At 61.2% G+C, this 14333-nt stretch carries 17 protein-coding genes and 1 tRNA gene; 11 read left to right on the top strand and 7 right to left on the bottom strand.

Annotated elements, in window-relative coordinates; translation table 11 throughout:
* The first annotated feature begins 16 nt into the window (after positions 1–16).
* Complete coding sequence (locus BHQ40_RS08805; RefSeq protein WP_070154953.1) at positions 17–712, top strand: TetR/AcrR family transcriptional regulator; 696 nt, start codon at positions 17–19, stop codon at positions 710–712.
* A gap of 250 nt (positions 713–962) precedes the next feature.
* Here BHQ40_RS08805 and BHQ40_RS08800 read toward each other — a convergent pair whose 3' ends face one another.
* Complete coding sequence (locus tag BHQ40_RS08800) at positions 963–1463, bottom strand: cell wall hydrolase (protein ID WP_070154952.1); 501 nt, start codon at positions 1461–1463, stop codon at positions 963–965.
* Between the two features lie 269 nt (positions 1464–1732).
* Positions 1733–1951: a hypothetical protein gene (locus tag BHQ40_RS08795; protein WP_139139243.1), complete on the bottom strand. Its 219-nt coding sequence runs from the start codon at positions 1949–1951 to the stop codon at positions 1733–1735.
* Positions 1952–2171: 220 nt separating this feature from the next.
* Here BHQ40_RS08795 and BHQ40_RS08785 point away from each other — a divergent pair, with 220 nt between their 5' ends.
* Genes BHQ40_RS08785 through BHQ40_RS08775 form a run of 3 tightly spaced genes read left to right on the top strand, consistent with a single transcriptional unit; the run spans position 2172 to position 4823 of the window.
* A complete protein-coding gene (locus BHQ40_RS08785) occupies positions 2172–2690 on the top strand; it encodes a DUF3489 domain-containing protein (protein ID WP_070154946.1) in 519 nt (172 codons plus the stop codon).
* Positions 2687–3133: a DUF2924 domain-containing protein gene (locus BHQ40_RS08780; protein WP_070154943.1), complete on the top strand. Its 447-nt coding sequence runs from the start codon at positions 2687–2689 to the stop codon at positions 3131–3133. The genes BHQ40_RS08785 and BHQ40_RS08780 overlap by 4 nt, the downstream gene beginning before the upstream one ends.
* Complete coding sequence (locus tag BHQ40_RS08775) at positions 3120–4823, top strand: recombinase family protein (RefSeq protein WP_070154941.1); 1704 nt, start codon at positions 3120–3122, stop codon at positions 4821–4823. Before BHQ40_RS08780 ends, BHQ40_RS08775 begins: the two co-directional genes overlap by 14 nt.
* 200 nt (positions 4824–5023) lie before the next feature.
* Here the strand turns inward: BHQ40_RS08775 and BHQ40_RS08770 are convergent.
* Positions 5024–5100: transfer RNA gene (locus BHQ40_RS08770), tRNA-Arg, on the bottom strand.
* A gap of 97 nt (positions 5101–5197) precedes the next feature.
* Here BHQ40_RS08770 and BHQ40_RS08765 point away from each other — a divergent pair.
* Positions 5198–5932 (top strand): queuosine precursor transporter, encoded by a 735-nt coding sequence (locus BHQ40_RS08765; RefSeq protein ID WP_435593907.1) that lies wholly within the window; start codon positions 5198–5200, stop codon positions 5930–5932.
* An 8-nt stretch (positions 5933–5940) separates the two neighbouring features.
* Positions 5941–6282, top strand: coding sequence for a hypothetical protein (locus tag BHQ40_RS08760; protein WP_083276797.1), 342 nt, complete (start codon positions 5941–5943; stop codon positions 6280–6282).
* 114 nt (positions 6283–6396) lie between these two features.
* Here BHQ40_RS08760 and purQ read toward each other — a convergent pair whose 3' ends face one another.
* Together purQ and purS are read right to left on the bottom strand one after the other, a co-directional pair.
* Positions 6397–7071: a phosphoribosylformylglycinamidine synthase subunit PurQ gene (gene purQ / locus BHQ40_RS08755; protein ID WP_070154939.1), complete on the bottom strand. Its 675-nt coding sequence runs from the start codon at positions 7069–7071 to the stop codon at positions 6397–6399.
* A gap of 2 nt (positions 7072–7073) precedes the next feature.
* A complete protein-coding gene (gene purS, locus BHQ40_RS08750) occupies positions 7074–7307 on the bottom strand; it encodes a phosphoribosylformylglycinamidine synthase subunit PurS (protein ID WP_070154937.1) in 234 nt (77 codons plus the stop codon).
* Positions 7308–7380: 73 nt separating this feature from the next.
* On the opposite strand from purS, the gene BHQ40_RS08745 reads away from it, so the two are divergent.
* Entirely contained in the window at positions 7381–7671 is a 291-nt protein-coding gene (locus BHQ40_RS08745; RefSeq protein WP_139139242.1) for a hypothetical protein, read from the top strand.
* Positions 7672–7742: 71 nt separating this feature from the next.
* Here the strand turns inward: BHQ40_RS08745 and purC are convergent, their stop codons facing one another.
* On the bottom strand, positions 7743–8522 hold the full coding sequence (gene purC, locus BHQ40_RS08740) for a phosphoribosylaminoimidazolesuccinocarboxamide synthase (protein ID WP_070154934.1): 780 nt from the start codon (positions 8520–8522) through the stop codon (positions 7743–7745).
* A gap of 169 nt (positions 8523–8691) precedes the next feature.
* Positions 8692–9048 carry a YciI family protein gene (locus BHQ40_RS08735; RefSeq protein WP_070154932.1) on the bottom strand — a complete coding sequence of 119 codons (357 nt, stop codon included), beginning with the start codon at positions 9046–9048 and terminating at the stop codon, positions 8692–8694.
* A 135-nt stretch (positions 9049–9183) separates the two neighbouring features.
* Here BHQ40_RS08735 and otsB point away from each other — a divergent pair, with 135 nt between their 5' ends.
* From otsB to BHQ40_RS08715, 4 genes are all read left to right on the top strand, one after another.
* Positions 9184–9939 (top strand): trehalose-phosphatase, encoded by a 756-nt coding sequence (gene otsB, locus BHQ40_RS08730; RefSeq protein WP_070154930.1) that lies wholly within the window; start codon positions 9184–9186, stop codon positions 9937–9939.
* A 261-nt stretch (positions 9940–10200) separates the two neighbouring features.
* Positions 10201–11970, top strand: coding sequence for a glycoside hydrolase family 15 protein (locus BHQ40_RS08725; protein WP_290438423.1), 1770 nt, complete (start codon positions 10201–10203; stop codon positions 11968–11970).
* Positions 11967–13364 (top strand): alpha,alpha-trehalose-phosphate synthase (UDP-forming), encoded by a 1398-nt coding sequence (locus tag BHQ40_RS08720; RefSeq protein ID WP_070154928.1) that lies wholly within the window; start codon positions 11967–11969, stop codon positions 13362–13364. The genes BHQ40_RS08725 and BHQ40_RS08720 overlap by 4 nt, the downstream gene beginning before the upstream one ends.
* 190 nt (positions 13365–13554) lie before the next feature.
* On the top strand, positions 13555–14262 hold the full coding sequence (locus BHQ40_RS08715) for a GDSL-type esterase/lipase family protein (RefSeq protein ID WP_171905811.1): 708 nt from the start codon (positions 13555–13557) through the stop codon (positions 14260–14262).
* Positions 14263–14333 lie beyond the last annotated feature (71 nt).

The raw sequence follows: 14333 nt of genomic DNA, 5'->3' as shown, positions 1-14333 counted from the left end.
TTGATAAGCGGCACCTATGACAGAGCTGGCTTTTTCAGAACCCAAGCGTTCCGAGGACCACCGCACGCGGGCGGCTCGTACAAAGCGTACTCGTACGAGGGCCCAGATTCTCGACGCGGTATTGGCGACTTACCCTGGCGAAAGTCTTTCTTCGCCTGCCGTCGTTGACGACATTCTCAACGTAGCGAAGCTTTCCCGTGCGACGTTCTACAAATATTTTACGTCACTCGAGCAAGCCGTCGAAGAGCTTGGCGCCCAACTCGCAGACGAGCTGACAGTGTCCTATGCGTTGATCTATGAGGATCTGGTCGATCCAAAGCTTCGGGCAGCAACAGGTTTTCAGCTTTTTCTCTCGCGTGCCGCAATTGACCGACATTGGGGATCCTTCGTTTCCCACGCGCAATTTCTTAGTCGTGACGCGGGCACCTTGCGACAGATCGCGATGGATTTGAATGCTGGAATTGCATCAGGCGATTTTAAGATTAGTGACCTCGATACGGCGATCGACCTCATCATGGGCGCTAAAGCCGAAGCCATACGACAATTAACGCGAGCGCCTAGATCGCGTCGCTACATCGAGCACATGGCTACTATGATTCTACAGAGTTTGTGTGTTTCACCCGCGGATGCTGAAACCGCAACTCGGGATGCATCGGAACGATTACACCTACATGCTCCAGCACGTCTCACTTGGTGGCAACCGTTTGATTGATCGCGCCTGTTTGAAGCCTCAGATAAGGTCCTGGGGTTGGACCTTTGATATAGCTATTCAACGACCGCTTCTGGGTGACGCTCAAGTTGGGCGCAACCTACATAGAACGGATAGCCCCCATTAGATTGATCGATGGTTCGGACGCCGCGAATGTCAGCTAAGGTCGGTTCGTAACTCTGAAGCGGACATTCGGCAATGTCCCAAGCCTTGCCGGAACGTGGTGCCTGCCTGTTCACCGGCGTTGCCCTGACTATCCTTTCCTCGGCATCGGTCTGCGATAAAATATGTGGGTGTCCACCTTCGCAATTTTATCCAGCGATGCACTCCAATAGGGCACCACCCAGTCGGTATGGTAATGCGTGGCGGTGCCGACCGCCGCATACACATACCCCTGCAATGCGCGGCTCGCGCGGCGACGCGCAGCGCCCCATCCACGCGGTTCACGACGGCGGGTCAGTGATCGGTCGCAGGCAAAACTGAACTGGCATCCGGTGCTCTTGTCCGATCCCTGATAGACTACGCCACAGATCGTCTTCGGGAATCCAGCGCCGCGCACACGATTAAGGATGACCTGAATAACGGCCCGCTGCCCGTCCGATGATCGGCCCGTTTCATAGATCGCCGCCGTCGCCAGGCAGTCCACGGCTTCCTGCCTGGTTTTCGCCAAACCGCGGAAAATGTAGGGCTTCGCTGGTCGAACGGGGCCATCGACGAACGGGATGTCGGCGTTGATGGCGCGCGCCTCGTCCATCGTGAGGTTGAGCGGTGCCTCGGGTTTCCCTAGCCCAAGCCAACTCGCCGAACTCCAGATTACAAGTCCTGCGGTCGCCAGACCAAAAAGGATGATGGCGCAGCCAACCAGGCGTCTGCGGATAACCCGCCTTGCCTTCCGGCTTGGCCGTCTACGTCTTGCCCGGCGGGCCACCAACATCGCTCCGTCGCGTTAAGTCCGGCCCATGCAGTGGCAGACCGGGGCCGCCCAATGCAAGTATCATAGATCACCACGCAGGCGAGAAGGGATCAGTCGATCGAAGAGGCAGCTGCACGAGCGACCGCCTCCGCCGCGCCAAGGCATGACAGGGCGTCGTCTATCTCCCGCCTGATATCAGCGATGAGCCTGGACGTTTGCGTCAAGTCTGCCGACTGACCATTGGCAGCCAAGGTGGCTGCATCTTCCAGCCGGGCCGTGATCAACGCAAACAAATGCCCGATCAGATCATGCGCATCAGGATCGTCCATAGCTGTGGCCTCCTTGACCGCACCAAGGACGAACCCGCCGCTACAGTCCATAACCAGCTTTTAGGCTGCCTCGATATTCCATTCGACTTCGCTGCCGAACGGAGCGAACGGTGGGTCATCGAATCGCGGCCCATAAATATGGCCGCTGCCCCGACCGACCTGATCGGCGGGGCTGTGGGTGGTGGGAGCGGCAGGGTGCCGCTCCGTGAGGAGACCGCTTATGACCAAATTGACCGACATTCAGCTCATTCTGCTCAGCACCGCAGCCAGCCGTCCAGATGGCAGCCTATTGCCGCCACCGGAAAGTCTCGGCGCCAGCGCCCTCCGCATCCGCAAGGGGATCGCAGCCCTCATCAAATCTGGCCTCGCGGAAGAGATCGCTAGCAACGCCGACACCGAAAGCTGGCGCGAGGAGGGCGGGCAGGGAATCGCAGTAATCATCACCCACGCCGGTCGCGCGGCAATCGCACCAGATGGCAATGGTTCAACCCAACCGACTGAAAATATTACTGCCATTGTCGAACCCCAACCTTCGCCGCCTGCCTATCCCACCAAGACGGCTATGGTCATCGACCTTCTGTCCCGCTCGGAGGGTGCCACCCTCGCAGACCTTCTGACCGCGACCGGCTGGTTGCCGCATACCACTCGGGCAGCCCTGACCGGCCTCCGCAAGAAGGGCCGGACCATCACGAAGATCAAACGGGGCAGCGAAACCTGCTATCATGTCGCTGCGGCATGACCATCGCGCATAAGCTGGCTGCGCTGTCGACCCTGTCGCCAGCGCAGCTCTGCGGCGAATGGCTCCAGCTCTATGGAAAGTCCGCGCCGCCCTACAGCCACCAACTGCTCACTCTGGGCCTTGCTTACAAGATGCAGGAGCAATGGCATGGTGGTCTCGCTCCCAATCATCAGAAGCTTCTCGACCGTCTGATGAAGCAGGACGGCGACGAGAGAAGGACACCCATGAACCTTGCAAATGCCTATATGCCGGGCACTCACCTGCTACGGGAATGGCGGGGCAAGACCTACAGGGTCGTCATTCAGGATGAGGGCTATATCTATGGTGATCGCACCTATCGCTCCCTCAGCCAGATTGCCAAGGAGATAACCGGCACCAGCTGGTCCGGACCCCGCTTCTTTGGACTGGTCGAGCGGAAGGGCAAAGGCGATGGCGCGGCTTAAGCCAGCCAAGACAGCAGCGAACAAGCAGATCGTCCGTTGCGCGATCTACACCCGCAAATCGACGGAGGAGGGGCTCGACCAGGAGTTCAACAGCCTAGATGCGCAGCGGGAAGCCTGCGCCGCCTATATCAGCAGCCAACGCCATGAGGGCTGGGTCATGCTGCCTGACCATTATGATGATGGTGGCTTTTCCGGCGGCAATATGGACAGACCAGGCCTCAAGCAGCTGCTGGCTGAGGTGAAGGCGGGCAGGGTGGATGTCATCGTCGTTTACAAGGTCGATCGCTTGACCCGCGCCCTGTCCGACTTTGCCAAGATCGTGGAAGTGCTGGATGCGGCTGGCGCCAGCTTCGTCAGCATCACCCAGGCGTTCAACACCACAAGCAGCATGGGGAGGCTGACGCTCAACGTGCTGTTATCCTTCGCCCAGTTCGAGCGTGAGGTGATCAGCGAGCGGGTCCGCGACAAGATCTCCGCGTCCAAACGCAAGGGCATGTGGATGGGCGGCAGGATACCGCTCGGCTACGACGTGATCGATCGCAAGCTCGTCATTAATGAGGCTGAAGCTGAGACGGTTCGGCTCATTTATCGCCGCTATCTGGAATGCGGCACGGTTCGGGAACTGCAGAGCCACCTCAAAGCCGAAGGCATCAGATCGAAGCGGCAAACCTGGTCAACTGGGCGCATCAGCGGCGGCGGCACATACGGGAAAGGTGCTCTCTACCATCTGCTTTCGAACCGGCTCTATCGTGGCGAGATCGTCCATAACGAAAATATCTTCCCTGGCGAACATGAGGCCATCGTCCCCCAGGAACTGTGGGATGCGGTGCAGAGCCAGATGCAGGATCAATCGGTGCAGCGTCACAATCACGACTCAGCTACCGAGGTGAGCCTGCTCGCTGGGCACATCCGGGACTGTCACGGTCGGCGGATGACGCCGAGCCATGCCGCCAAGGGCCCACGACGGTATCGCTATTATGTGACGCCAGCAGAGGAGATGACCGACACGACGCATCGCCCATTCCGCATACCGGCTGGCGAGATCGAGCTTGCGGTGATGGACGGGTTGAAAAGCCTCTTGGCGAATCCGGATCGGTTGGCAGCGGAAACGAATCTTCACTTTGCTGATGCCAATAGCATCCGGAACTTCCGAGAGGTCGCGAAGGCCATGAAATCGGAGATCGGCACTCTGCCGCAATCGGCTCGCCGGCGATTCCTCGATCAGTTCGGTCTCGAGCTTATAGTCAATGAAGCTGACATCAAAGCTTCGCTTGATGGTCGTGCGCTGCTGCAGGCATTGGGGGTGGTTGACGCAGTTATTGGTTGCACCCCGCGCATAGCGATGCCGAAGGTGTCGACCCTGGTTCGTCGCGGCCCGGAGCTGCGGCTGGTCGTGGCAGCGCGTGGAGCTGGCGCATCCGACCGCGATGAGGGCTTAATATCGCTGCTGGTCAAGGCACGTCAGGCGCAAATCCAGCTTCACGATCTGGCTGGCCTTAACGACAAGGCTTCCATCGCTGCTCGTAAGGAGCACACCCGGCTCGCGCGATTCTGTTATCTCGCGCCGGACATCACCGCTGCCATCCTGGACGGCACTCAGCCCATGTCGCTGACGCCCCGCCAGTTGCTGCGGACACCACATCTGCCGCTCATCTGGGCAGAGCAGCGGCAGCTTCTGGGCTTCTCCTGACCTCGCAAACATCCCCCGATCTGCATCGGGTGGACACAAAAACGGCACTCTGAGAAAAATCCGCCTATTCTGCGACATCGCGCGGACAAATTGGTCTCTGTCCGCCCCGCCGCGACAACGCCTCTGCAAACCCCCGGAAATACGGGGATTTTTTGCCCCGAGTGGCAAGTCTCTGAAATCGGCGAGAAATTTGGACTGTGTGGCGCGCCCGGCAGGATTCGAACCTGCGACCACCCGCTTAGAAGGCGGGTGCTCTATCCAGCTGAGCTACGGGCGCTCCCCGGCAGCGCAATAACCGGGGCGGCGCTTCGTTGCAAATGCTGCAATGCGCCATGGATGCATTGCAAAGTGGGACGGGCAGGATATGCAGGGCCATGGCCATATCCGCGGACGAACCCATGACGATAATGAAGGTGGAGGCGGACGCCATTGGCGGCCGGCCCCTGCGCTATTTCGATTTCTTCATGGCCGCCTTCGTTGCGATCCTGCTGCTGTCGAACCTGATCGGGGCGGCGAAGCTGTCCACAGTCGGTAGTTTCACCTTTGGGGCGGGCATTTTGTTCTTTCCGCTCGGCTATGTGATCGGCGACGTGCTGACGGAGGTTTATGGCTATGCCCGCGCCCGTCGATGCGTCTGGGCGGGCTTCGGCGCCATGCTGTTCATGGCGCTGATGAGCTATGTCGTGGTCAGCCTGCCGCCCGCCGACGGCTGGCCGGACCAAAAAGCCTATGAGGCGGTGTTCGGTAACACCTGGCGGATCGTTGCCGCTTCCCTGCTCGCCTTCTGGGCGGGCGAATTCGCCAACAGCTTCGTCCTCGCCAAAATGAAGCTGCTGACGAAGGGCAGGCATCTGTGGATGCGCACCATCGGCTCGACGATTGTGGGGCAGGGGGTGGACAGCCTGATCTTCTACCCGCTCGCATTTCTCGGCATCTGGCAGACGCATCAGGTCGCGCTGGTCATGGTCACGAACTGGGCGATGAAGGTCGGCTGGGAAGCCGTGCTGACGCCGGTGACCTATGCCGTGGTCGGCTTCCTCAAGCGCCGCGAGGGGCTGGACGTCTATGACAGCGGCACGGATTTCACGCCCTTCCGCACGCGGGTCTGATCCATTCCATGAGCGTGACGGACATCGCCATTTTCTGGGGCGGCATAAAAATAGCGGTAGAGGATTATCTCGACCTCTCCTCTGACGCGCTGCATGTGCATGTCAGCATCCTGCTGCTGCTGTTCTTTGCGCTGGTCACCCGGCGGCGGCTCTATCACCCGCTGCCTTATGTGCTGCTGTTCGTGGTGGAGTGCATGAACGAGTTCATCGACATGAACCAGCCGGTGGGCAGTATCGAAAGCAACTGGCCCGCGTCGCGCCACGATATCCTGAACACCATGTTCCTGCCGACGGTGCTGATGCTATTGCTGCGGTGGCGCAACCGGAGCTTCATGCGGCCGGATGGGTAGGAGGGCGGCGGCAGTAACGCTTACATCCGTTCGGGCTGAGCTTGTCGAAGCCCTGCACTCTCTTGGTAACAAGGACAGCCCTTCGACAAGCTCAGGGCGAACGGGCGCAGTTACTCAAGCCTTCGTCAGAAAACTCTCGACCAGCCCCTCGAACAGCCGCCGGCCATCCGTGCAGCCATGCGCCGGTTCGATCACGCGCTCCGGATGCGGCATCATGCCCAGCACATTACCGGTGTCATTCAATATGCCGGCGATGTTGCGCGCCGATCCATTCACCTGCTCGGCATAGCGCAGCGCCACGCGGCCATCGCCTTCCAGCCGGTCCAGCGTATCCGCATCGGCGAAATAATTGCCGTCATGATGCGCGACCGGATAGGTGATGGCCTCGCCGGTTTCATAGCGGCTGGTGAAGGCGGTCTGGCTGTTCTCGACGGTCAGCGCCACGTCGCGGCACACGAAATGCCCGCCCGCATTGCGGAGCAGCGCGCCGGGCAGCAGACCGGTCTCGGTCAACACCTGGAAACCGTTGCAGATGCCGAGCACGAACGCGCCGCGTTCCGCCGCCTTCGCCACGGCCTGCATCACAGGGGAACGGGCGGCCATCGCGCCGGAGCGCAGATAGTCGCCATAGGAAAAGCCGCCCGGCACGCCGATCAGGTCGATGTCGTCAGGCAACTCGGTCTCGCGATGCCAGACCATCTCCGGCTTGCGGCCGCTGACTTTCTCGAAAGCGACGGCCAAATCGCGGTCGCAATTGCTTCCCGGAAAGACGATGACCGCGCTTTTCATGGTCAGATGCCCTTTTCGATCCGGTAGTTTTCGATGACGGTGTTGGCGAGCAGCTTCTTGCACATCGCGTCGATATCTTCGTCGCTGGTGCCGTCGGCCAGGTCCAGTTCGATCAGCTTGCCCGCGCGCACGTCATTGACGGCGTCAAAGCCAAGACCTTCGAGCGCGTGATGGATCGCCCGGCCTTGCGGGTCGAGCACGCCGCCTTTCAGGGTGACGAAGATGCGGGCTTTCATGTCCGGTCGCTTCCTTTGCGGGGGTTCGCGCACCCGATAGGCCGGTGCGGGCGCAGGGGCAAGGGGGTTGGGTGTGAGATTGTCACGCAAGCGCGATCCTGTGCCGGACATTGATTGCCTGAAGAAACGTCTCGTCATGGTTGACGACCGCCATGCCGCCGCACTCTCCCCCCATTCCGGTGAAGGCAATCGCCGATTGCGCGGGCTTGCGTGGCTCCGCTATCCCGCAAGGATGAACGAAGAGAATGACGATCCCTCCGGCCCCGCCCACTGGATACGTGAACGTCTGGGCGTGATTATCGGAATCGTGGGTCTCGTCGCCTGGTTCGTAATGCTCTGGCTGATGTTCGGCGACGTGCTCTGAGCAAAAGAAAAGCCCCGCCCTTCGGAAAGGGCGAGGCTGATGTCTCCGGCAATGCGGTAGGCTGAAAACCCTCAGCCGCCCCGCTTCTTGCGATGCGTGTCCAGGTCGAGAACCGTCGTGTCGGCCCCTTCCGGCAGCAGGCCAAGACGGCGCGCGACTTCCTGATAGGCTTCTACCTCGCCGCCCAGGTCGCGGCGGAACCGGTCCTTGTCCAGTTTCTCGTTGGTTTCCATGTCCCACAGGCGGCAGCCGTCCGGGCTGATCTCGTCGGCCAAAATCAGGCGGGCGAAATCGCCGTCCCAAAGGCGTCCGAACTCCAGCTTGAAGTCGATCAGGCGGATGCCGATGCCTGCGAACAGGCCGCACATGAAGTCGTTCACGCGGATCGCCATGTCGGCGATGTCATGCATTTCTTCCTGGCTGGCCCAGCCGAAGCAGGCGATATGCTCCTCGGAGATCAGCGGGTCGCCCAGCGCATCGTCCTTGTAGCAATATTCGATCAGCGTCCGGGGGAGCTGCGTGCCTTCCTCGATGCCGAGGCGCTTGGACAGCGTGCCTGCAGCGACATTGCGCACCACCACCTCGATCGGCACGATCTCGACCTGCCGGACGAGCTGTTCGCGCATATTGAGGCGGCGGATGAAGTGCGTGGGCACGCCGATCTGGCCGAGCAAGGTGAAGATATGCTCGGAAATGCGGTTATTGAGGACGCCCTTGCCGGAAATCGTGCCCTTCTTCTGGGCGTTGAACGCGGTGGCGTCATCCTTGAAATATTGGATCAGGGTGCCTGGCTCAGGACCCTCGTACAGGATCTTTGCCTTGCCTTCGTAGATCTGGCGGCGACGGGCCATTGCGCTGTCCTTGCCTTAAAACAATGCGCCCCGGCACGCGAATCACGGAATGATCGGCGAGCACCGGGGCTGGTCGGACAGGCCCATAGACCAATATTTGGGGGCGTGCAAATGGGCGGGCGAGGCGGCGATCGATCCGGCCCGACTGGCGTGCAAATTCACATGCCGGTCACAAATCGTAAAAGGGCCTGATTTCGATCTCGCTGGGTCCTGGCATAGGGTTGGGGCAGCGTTTCACCCAGGCGATCGCCTCCTCCATATCCTTGACTTCCCAGAGCCAGAAGCCCGCGACCAGATCCCGCGCGGGGGTGAAAGGTCCATCTATGACGGTGCGGCCGGGGCCGTCGAACGCCACGCGCTTCGCCTGCGAACTGGGCTGCAGGCCGTCGGCCATCAGCAGGATGCCGGCATCGCGCAATGCGTTGTTGAACTTGCCCATCGCGGCCATCATTTCGGTCGTCCAGGGTTCGGGGAACAGTCCCTTTTCGCTGTCGTCGGTGGCTTTCACCAGCACCATCACACGCATCTTCTGTCTCCTGGTTTGGACCGGCCAAGCCGGTCTTATATCGTTACGACGAACGGCTTTTCAGAAATCGGCATCCCGCCGCAAATTTTTTTGGGGCAATTGCCTTCTGCACTTACTCTCCCCACCATAAGGGCCGTGACACTATCTGACTCGCCGGATCTTGCCGGGCTTCCTCCGCCGCCACCTTCCCTCCTCCACGGCGCCGCGCTGTTCCTCGACTTTGACGGAACGCTGGTGCCGCTGACCGACGCGCCGGAATCGGTGGAGGTGGACGCTGCCCTGATCGGCCTTCTCGCCCGTGCGCGCGATGCGCTTGGCGGGCGGCTGGCCATCGTCAGCGGGCGCTCCGTGGCGACCTTGCGGGGCCTGTTCGGGCTGGGCGATTTCCTGCTGGCTGGTACGCACGGACTGGAGTTCGCCGAGCCGGGAAGGCCCGCGCATGGCCCCGAACGGCTGAAGGCGGTGGACGAAGCTGAGGCCATCTTCACCAGTTTCATTGCGGACAAGTCCGGCCTGCTCGTGGAACGCAAGACGCTGAGCGTCGGCCTTCATTTCCGCCGCGCCCCGGAATGGATGGAGGCGTGCCGCGCGCTCGCCGAGGAAGTGGCGCTGGCGACCGGTCTGATGATCCAGCCGGGCAAGATGCTGTATGAGCTGCGCCCCGGCGGCGCGGACAAGGGGACGGCTGTGGCGGAACTGATGAAATCCGCGCCGATGGCTGGCGGCATGCCTATTTTCGTCGGCGACGACCTGACCGATGAGGAGGGGATGCTGGCGGCGAAGGCGCTGGGCGGATGCGGCATATTGGTCGGGCCGCTGCGCGTTACGGCTGCGCAATGGCATTTGGAACAGGTTGGGGCCGTCAGGCATTATCTCTCTATAATGCCCTGACCTGCCGGTCCGGGCGCTTTTGTCCTGCGTCCGCTCCGGGGGTGAAATCTTGCAGTCTTTCGTTATTCCCGTGCAGGCTGGGCTTGGGGCCCCGCCTTTCTTGAGAACAGCTTCCGCCCGTTTTCTGGGCCAGGACGCACGGGCGTGAGGAAAGAGCAGGAGCCGCTCCTGGCGCCCGACCGATCGGGCGAGGACACGCTGGACACGGAGAAACCGGAGCCTTGGGCGCCGGGGCATGCGCGCGATCTTGACCTCTGGCCTATCGGTAATTGTCAGGCATCGGCGCTGATCGATCGCGCCGGTCGCATGATTTGGGCCTGCGTACCCCGCGTCGATGGCGATCCGGTGTTTTCCGCCCTGCTGGATCAGGGCGACTATGACGCGAAGGACACGCGCGGCTTCTGGGCGATAGAGCTGGAAAATTGCGCGAAGGTTGAGCAATCCTACGTCCGCAACACGCCGATCCTGATGACGCGCCAGACCGACGGGGATGGCAACGCCATCGAAACCTATGACTTCTGCCCCCGCCATCCGCACAAGGGGCGTATGTATCGCCCGGTCGCTTTCGCGCGGATCGTGCGGCCAGTCGCCGGCTCCCCCCGCATCCGCATAAAGCTGCGCCCGACAACGAGCTGGAACGCGGAGCATGTGCCCATCACCTACGGCTCCAACCATGTCCGTATGGTCCTCTCCTATATGGCGATGCGCCTCACCACCGATGCGCCCATCGGCCTGATCAGCCAGGAAAGCTTTTTCCGCCTAGAACATGTGACTCATTTCTTCCTGGGACCGGACGAAAGTTTTTCCGACGCCCTGCGCCCGGCCGTCGAACGTATGTATGACGAGACCGTCCAGCATTGGCAGCTCTGGGTGCGCGGTCTCGCGATCCCGCCGGAATGGCAGGAGGCGGTGATCCGTTCCGCCATCACCCTGAAACTCTGCCAGCATGAGGAAACCGGCGCGATCGTCGCGGCGCTCACCACCTCCATCCCGGAACATGCCGACAGCGGACGGAACTGGGACTATCGCTATTGCTGGGTGCGCGACGCCTATTACACGGTGGAGGCGCTGAACCGCCTTGGCGCGCTCGACGTGCTGGAGGGCTATCTCGCCTATCTGCGCAACATTGTCGACGGCGCGAAGGGCGGCCATATCCAGCCGCTCTATGATGTGCGCGGCAATGCGACGCTGGAGGAGTGGGAGGCGGAAAAGCTGCCCGGCTATCGCGGCATGGGGCCGGTCCGTGTGGGCAATGCCGCTTACAGTCAGGTCCAGCACGACGCCTATGGCCAGATCGTTCTTTCCTCGGTTCAGGGTTTCATTGATGAACGGCTGCTGCGCATGGCCGGCCATTCGGACTTTGAGGCTCTGGAGGCCGTGGGCGAACGGGCATGGAAAGTCTATAATCAGCCCGACGCCGGCATGTGGGAGCTGCGCACCCGCCTGCATGTCCACAGCTACAGCGCCGTCATGTGCTGGGCCGCCTGCGACCGCCTTGCGCATGCGGCGCAAGCATTGGGCCTCTATGAGCGGGAAACCTATTGGGCGCATCGCGCAAGCATCATGAAGGAGGCGATTCTTCAGGCTGCCTGGCGGCCGGAAAGTGGCGCGCTGTCTGCGAATTTTGAGGATGACGCCCGCGACGCCTCCCTGCTTCAATTGCTCGACCTGCGCTTCCTGACCGCCGACGATCCGAAATTCACTGGTACGCTCGTCGCGCTGGAAAAGGATTTGCGGCGTGGCTCCAATATGCTGCGCTACTCCGCCCCGGATGATTTCGGCGCGCCTGTGACAGCGTTCAACGTGTGCACCTTCTGGCTGATCGAGGCTTTGTATAGAACAGGGCGCAAGGTCGAGGCGCGCACCCTGTTTGAGGAGATGCTGTCGCGAAGAACGGCGGCGGGCCTCCTCTCGGAGGATATCGACCCGGATACGGGAGAGCTTTGGGGCAATTATCCCCAGACCTATTCGCTCGTCGGCATCATTAACTGCGCCGTCCTGCTGAGCAAGCCTTGGAGTGAGTGCCGATGAGCCGCCTGATCGTGATCTCCAACCGGGTCAAACGCCCCGGCACTGGCGCAGAGCAGGGCGGTCTGGCCGTCGCGCTATCCTCCGCCCTGCGCGAGAGCCGGGGTATCTGGGTCGGTTGGTCGGGCGAGACCACGGAAAAGTTCACCGGCCAGATCGCCTTCAACGAGGATCTCGGCGTCAAGACCGCGACGATCGACCTGGAGGAGCAGGACGTCGATGAATATTATAACGGCTACGCCAACAAGACGCTGTGGCCGCTGTTCCATTTTCGTATCGACCTGGCCGAATATGCCCGCGATTTTGAGGGCGGCTATAACCGGGTCAATGAGCGCTTCGCCGACACCGCCAGCCCGCTGATCGAGCCGGACGATGTCGTGTGGGTCCACGACTATCATATGATCCCGCTGGGGGAGATGCTCCGCGCGCGCGGTCACAACAACCGCATCGGCTTCTTCCTGCACATCCCCTGGCCGCCGACGCGCTTGCTGGTCTCGCTGCCTCACCACAGCAAGCTGGTCGAGACGATGTTCGCCTATGATGTCGTTGGCTTCCATACCGAGGAATGGCTGGAATCCTTCCGCCATTATGCCGAGCGGGAGATGGGCGGTACGGTCAGTGGCGATTTCATCACCGTGGGGGATCGCACCATACAGGCGGTCGCCTGCCCGATCGGCATCGACACACAGGAATTTGTGGCCGCCAGCAATAGCGAGGAGGCGGCGGTGATGCGCGAGCAGGTCGGCGTTTCGATGCAGGGCCGTTCCCTTATCGTGGGTGTCGACCGGCTGGATTATTCGAAGGGGCTTGAAGAACGCTTCAACGGCTATGCACGCCTGCTGAAAGACAATCCGGAATGCCACCGTAATGTCGTGCTGCTGCAAATCGCGCCGCCCTCGCGCGGGGAGGTGGAAAGCTATCAGGAGATCCGCGCGACGCTGGACTCGCTCGCCGGGCGGTTGAATGGCGAATATAGCGACGTTGACTGGACGCCGATCCGTTATGTGAATCAGGGCTATCCGCGCGACCGGCTGGCGGGCGTTTACCGCGCCGCCCGGATCGGGCTTGTCACTCCCTTGCGCGACGGCATGAACCTGGTCGCGAAGGAATATGTCGCCGCGCAGGACCCGGAGGACCCCGGCGTCCTTGTCCTCTCTCGCTTTGCGGGCGCCGCGCTTCAGCTAAAGGATGCGCTGCTCATCAATCCCTATTCGCCGGAGGAGATGGCGGACGCGATATTGAAGGCGCTGGCCATGCCGCTCGACGAACGCAAGCGCCGCTGGCGCAAGATGATGGACAGCGTGGAGCAGCAGGATGTGATCTGGTGGCGGACCTGCTTCACGGGACGGCTGACGGGCGAAGTCCTCAGCCCTGCGGAGGCAGAAACGGCCGCCTGACCTCTGGTCCGATCCGCGCCAATCCCGCAGACAGGCGAACAGGATTTCCGCCGGTCTGAATGCCGGCATCCGGGAGGGCGGCCGCCGCCCAAAAAATAGTCGTTGAGATTCATCGCTGTGGATTCCCCCCGCCCTGGAATCACCCAAAATGGATGTTGCGCTGTCCAAAAGTCGCTATTCATCGACCATAATGCACATTTGGACGCGCAAGAAATGGATTATTGTATCGGGCGTCGCTGTTTGCGCCCTGATCCTGTCCTTTGCCGCGGGCTTTGCCTCGGCCTATCAAATGGGCTTCATATATCGCAACACGATCCGGGCGGTTCGCTGGGTCATACCCTTCCGGCCGGACAATGATGTCATCTGGCGCGTGCAGAGCCAGTTGTTTCGTCAACAGCCGCTGGAGGGCGACGTCACGTTCCTGGGCGACTCCCTCATCGCTTTTGGCGACTGGCGGATATTGCTGCCCGGCTACTCCATTCAGAAAAGAGGCATAGCGGGCGAAACCACCGCCGGTGTGCGGGAGCGGCTTGAACGGGGAGAAAAGATCCTTCCCGTCGTGGCCGTGATGATTGGAGTAAACGATCCAATGCAAGGCATCCCGCTGGCTCAGACGAAGGACAATCTGAAGGCGATCGTCCATATGTTGCGCGGCCGCCGGATCATCCTGCTCTCAACCCTCTATACCGGGTTCGACTATAGCAACGCAGCCGTGACGCAGATGAACCGGTATGAGGCCGAACTATGCAAAACCGGCGCATGCACCTTTGTTGACCTGAACAAAGCCATGTCCATCCAGGGCAGGATCAGGCCGGAGATGGCGATTGATGGCGTCCATCTCGGCTGGCGCGGCTATTACACATGGGCCGCCCAGATGGGACCGGTGCTCGCGCAATAGGGCCAATCGACATTCAGAAGATGACGTGCCGAAAATGGTGGTGTTTCGTGACCCGGAGCGCAGCGTGCTGA

The organism is Sphingobium phenoxybenzoativorans, from assembly GCF_001757355.1.
Taxonomy (GTDB): Bacteria; Pseudomonadota; Alphaproteobacteria; order Sphingomonadales; family Sphingomonadaceae; genus Sphingobium; species Sphingobium phenoxybenzoativorans.
The sequence above is the reverse complement of the archived record's forward strand: the minus strand, read 5'-3'. Positions and strand labels throughout refer to the sequence as shown.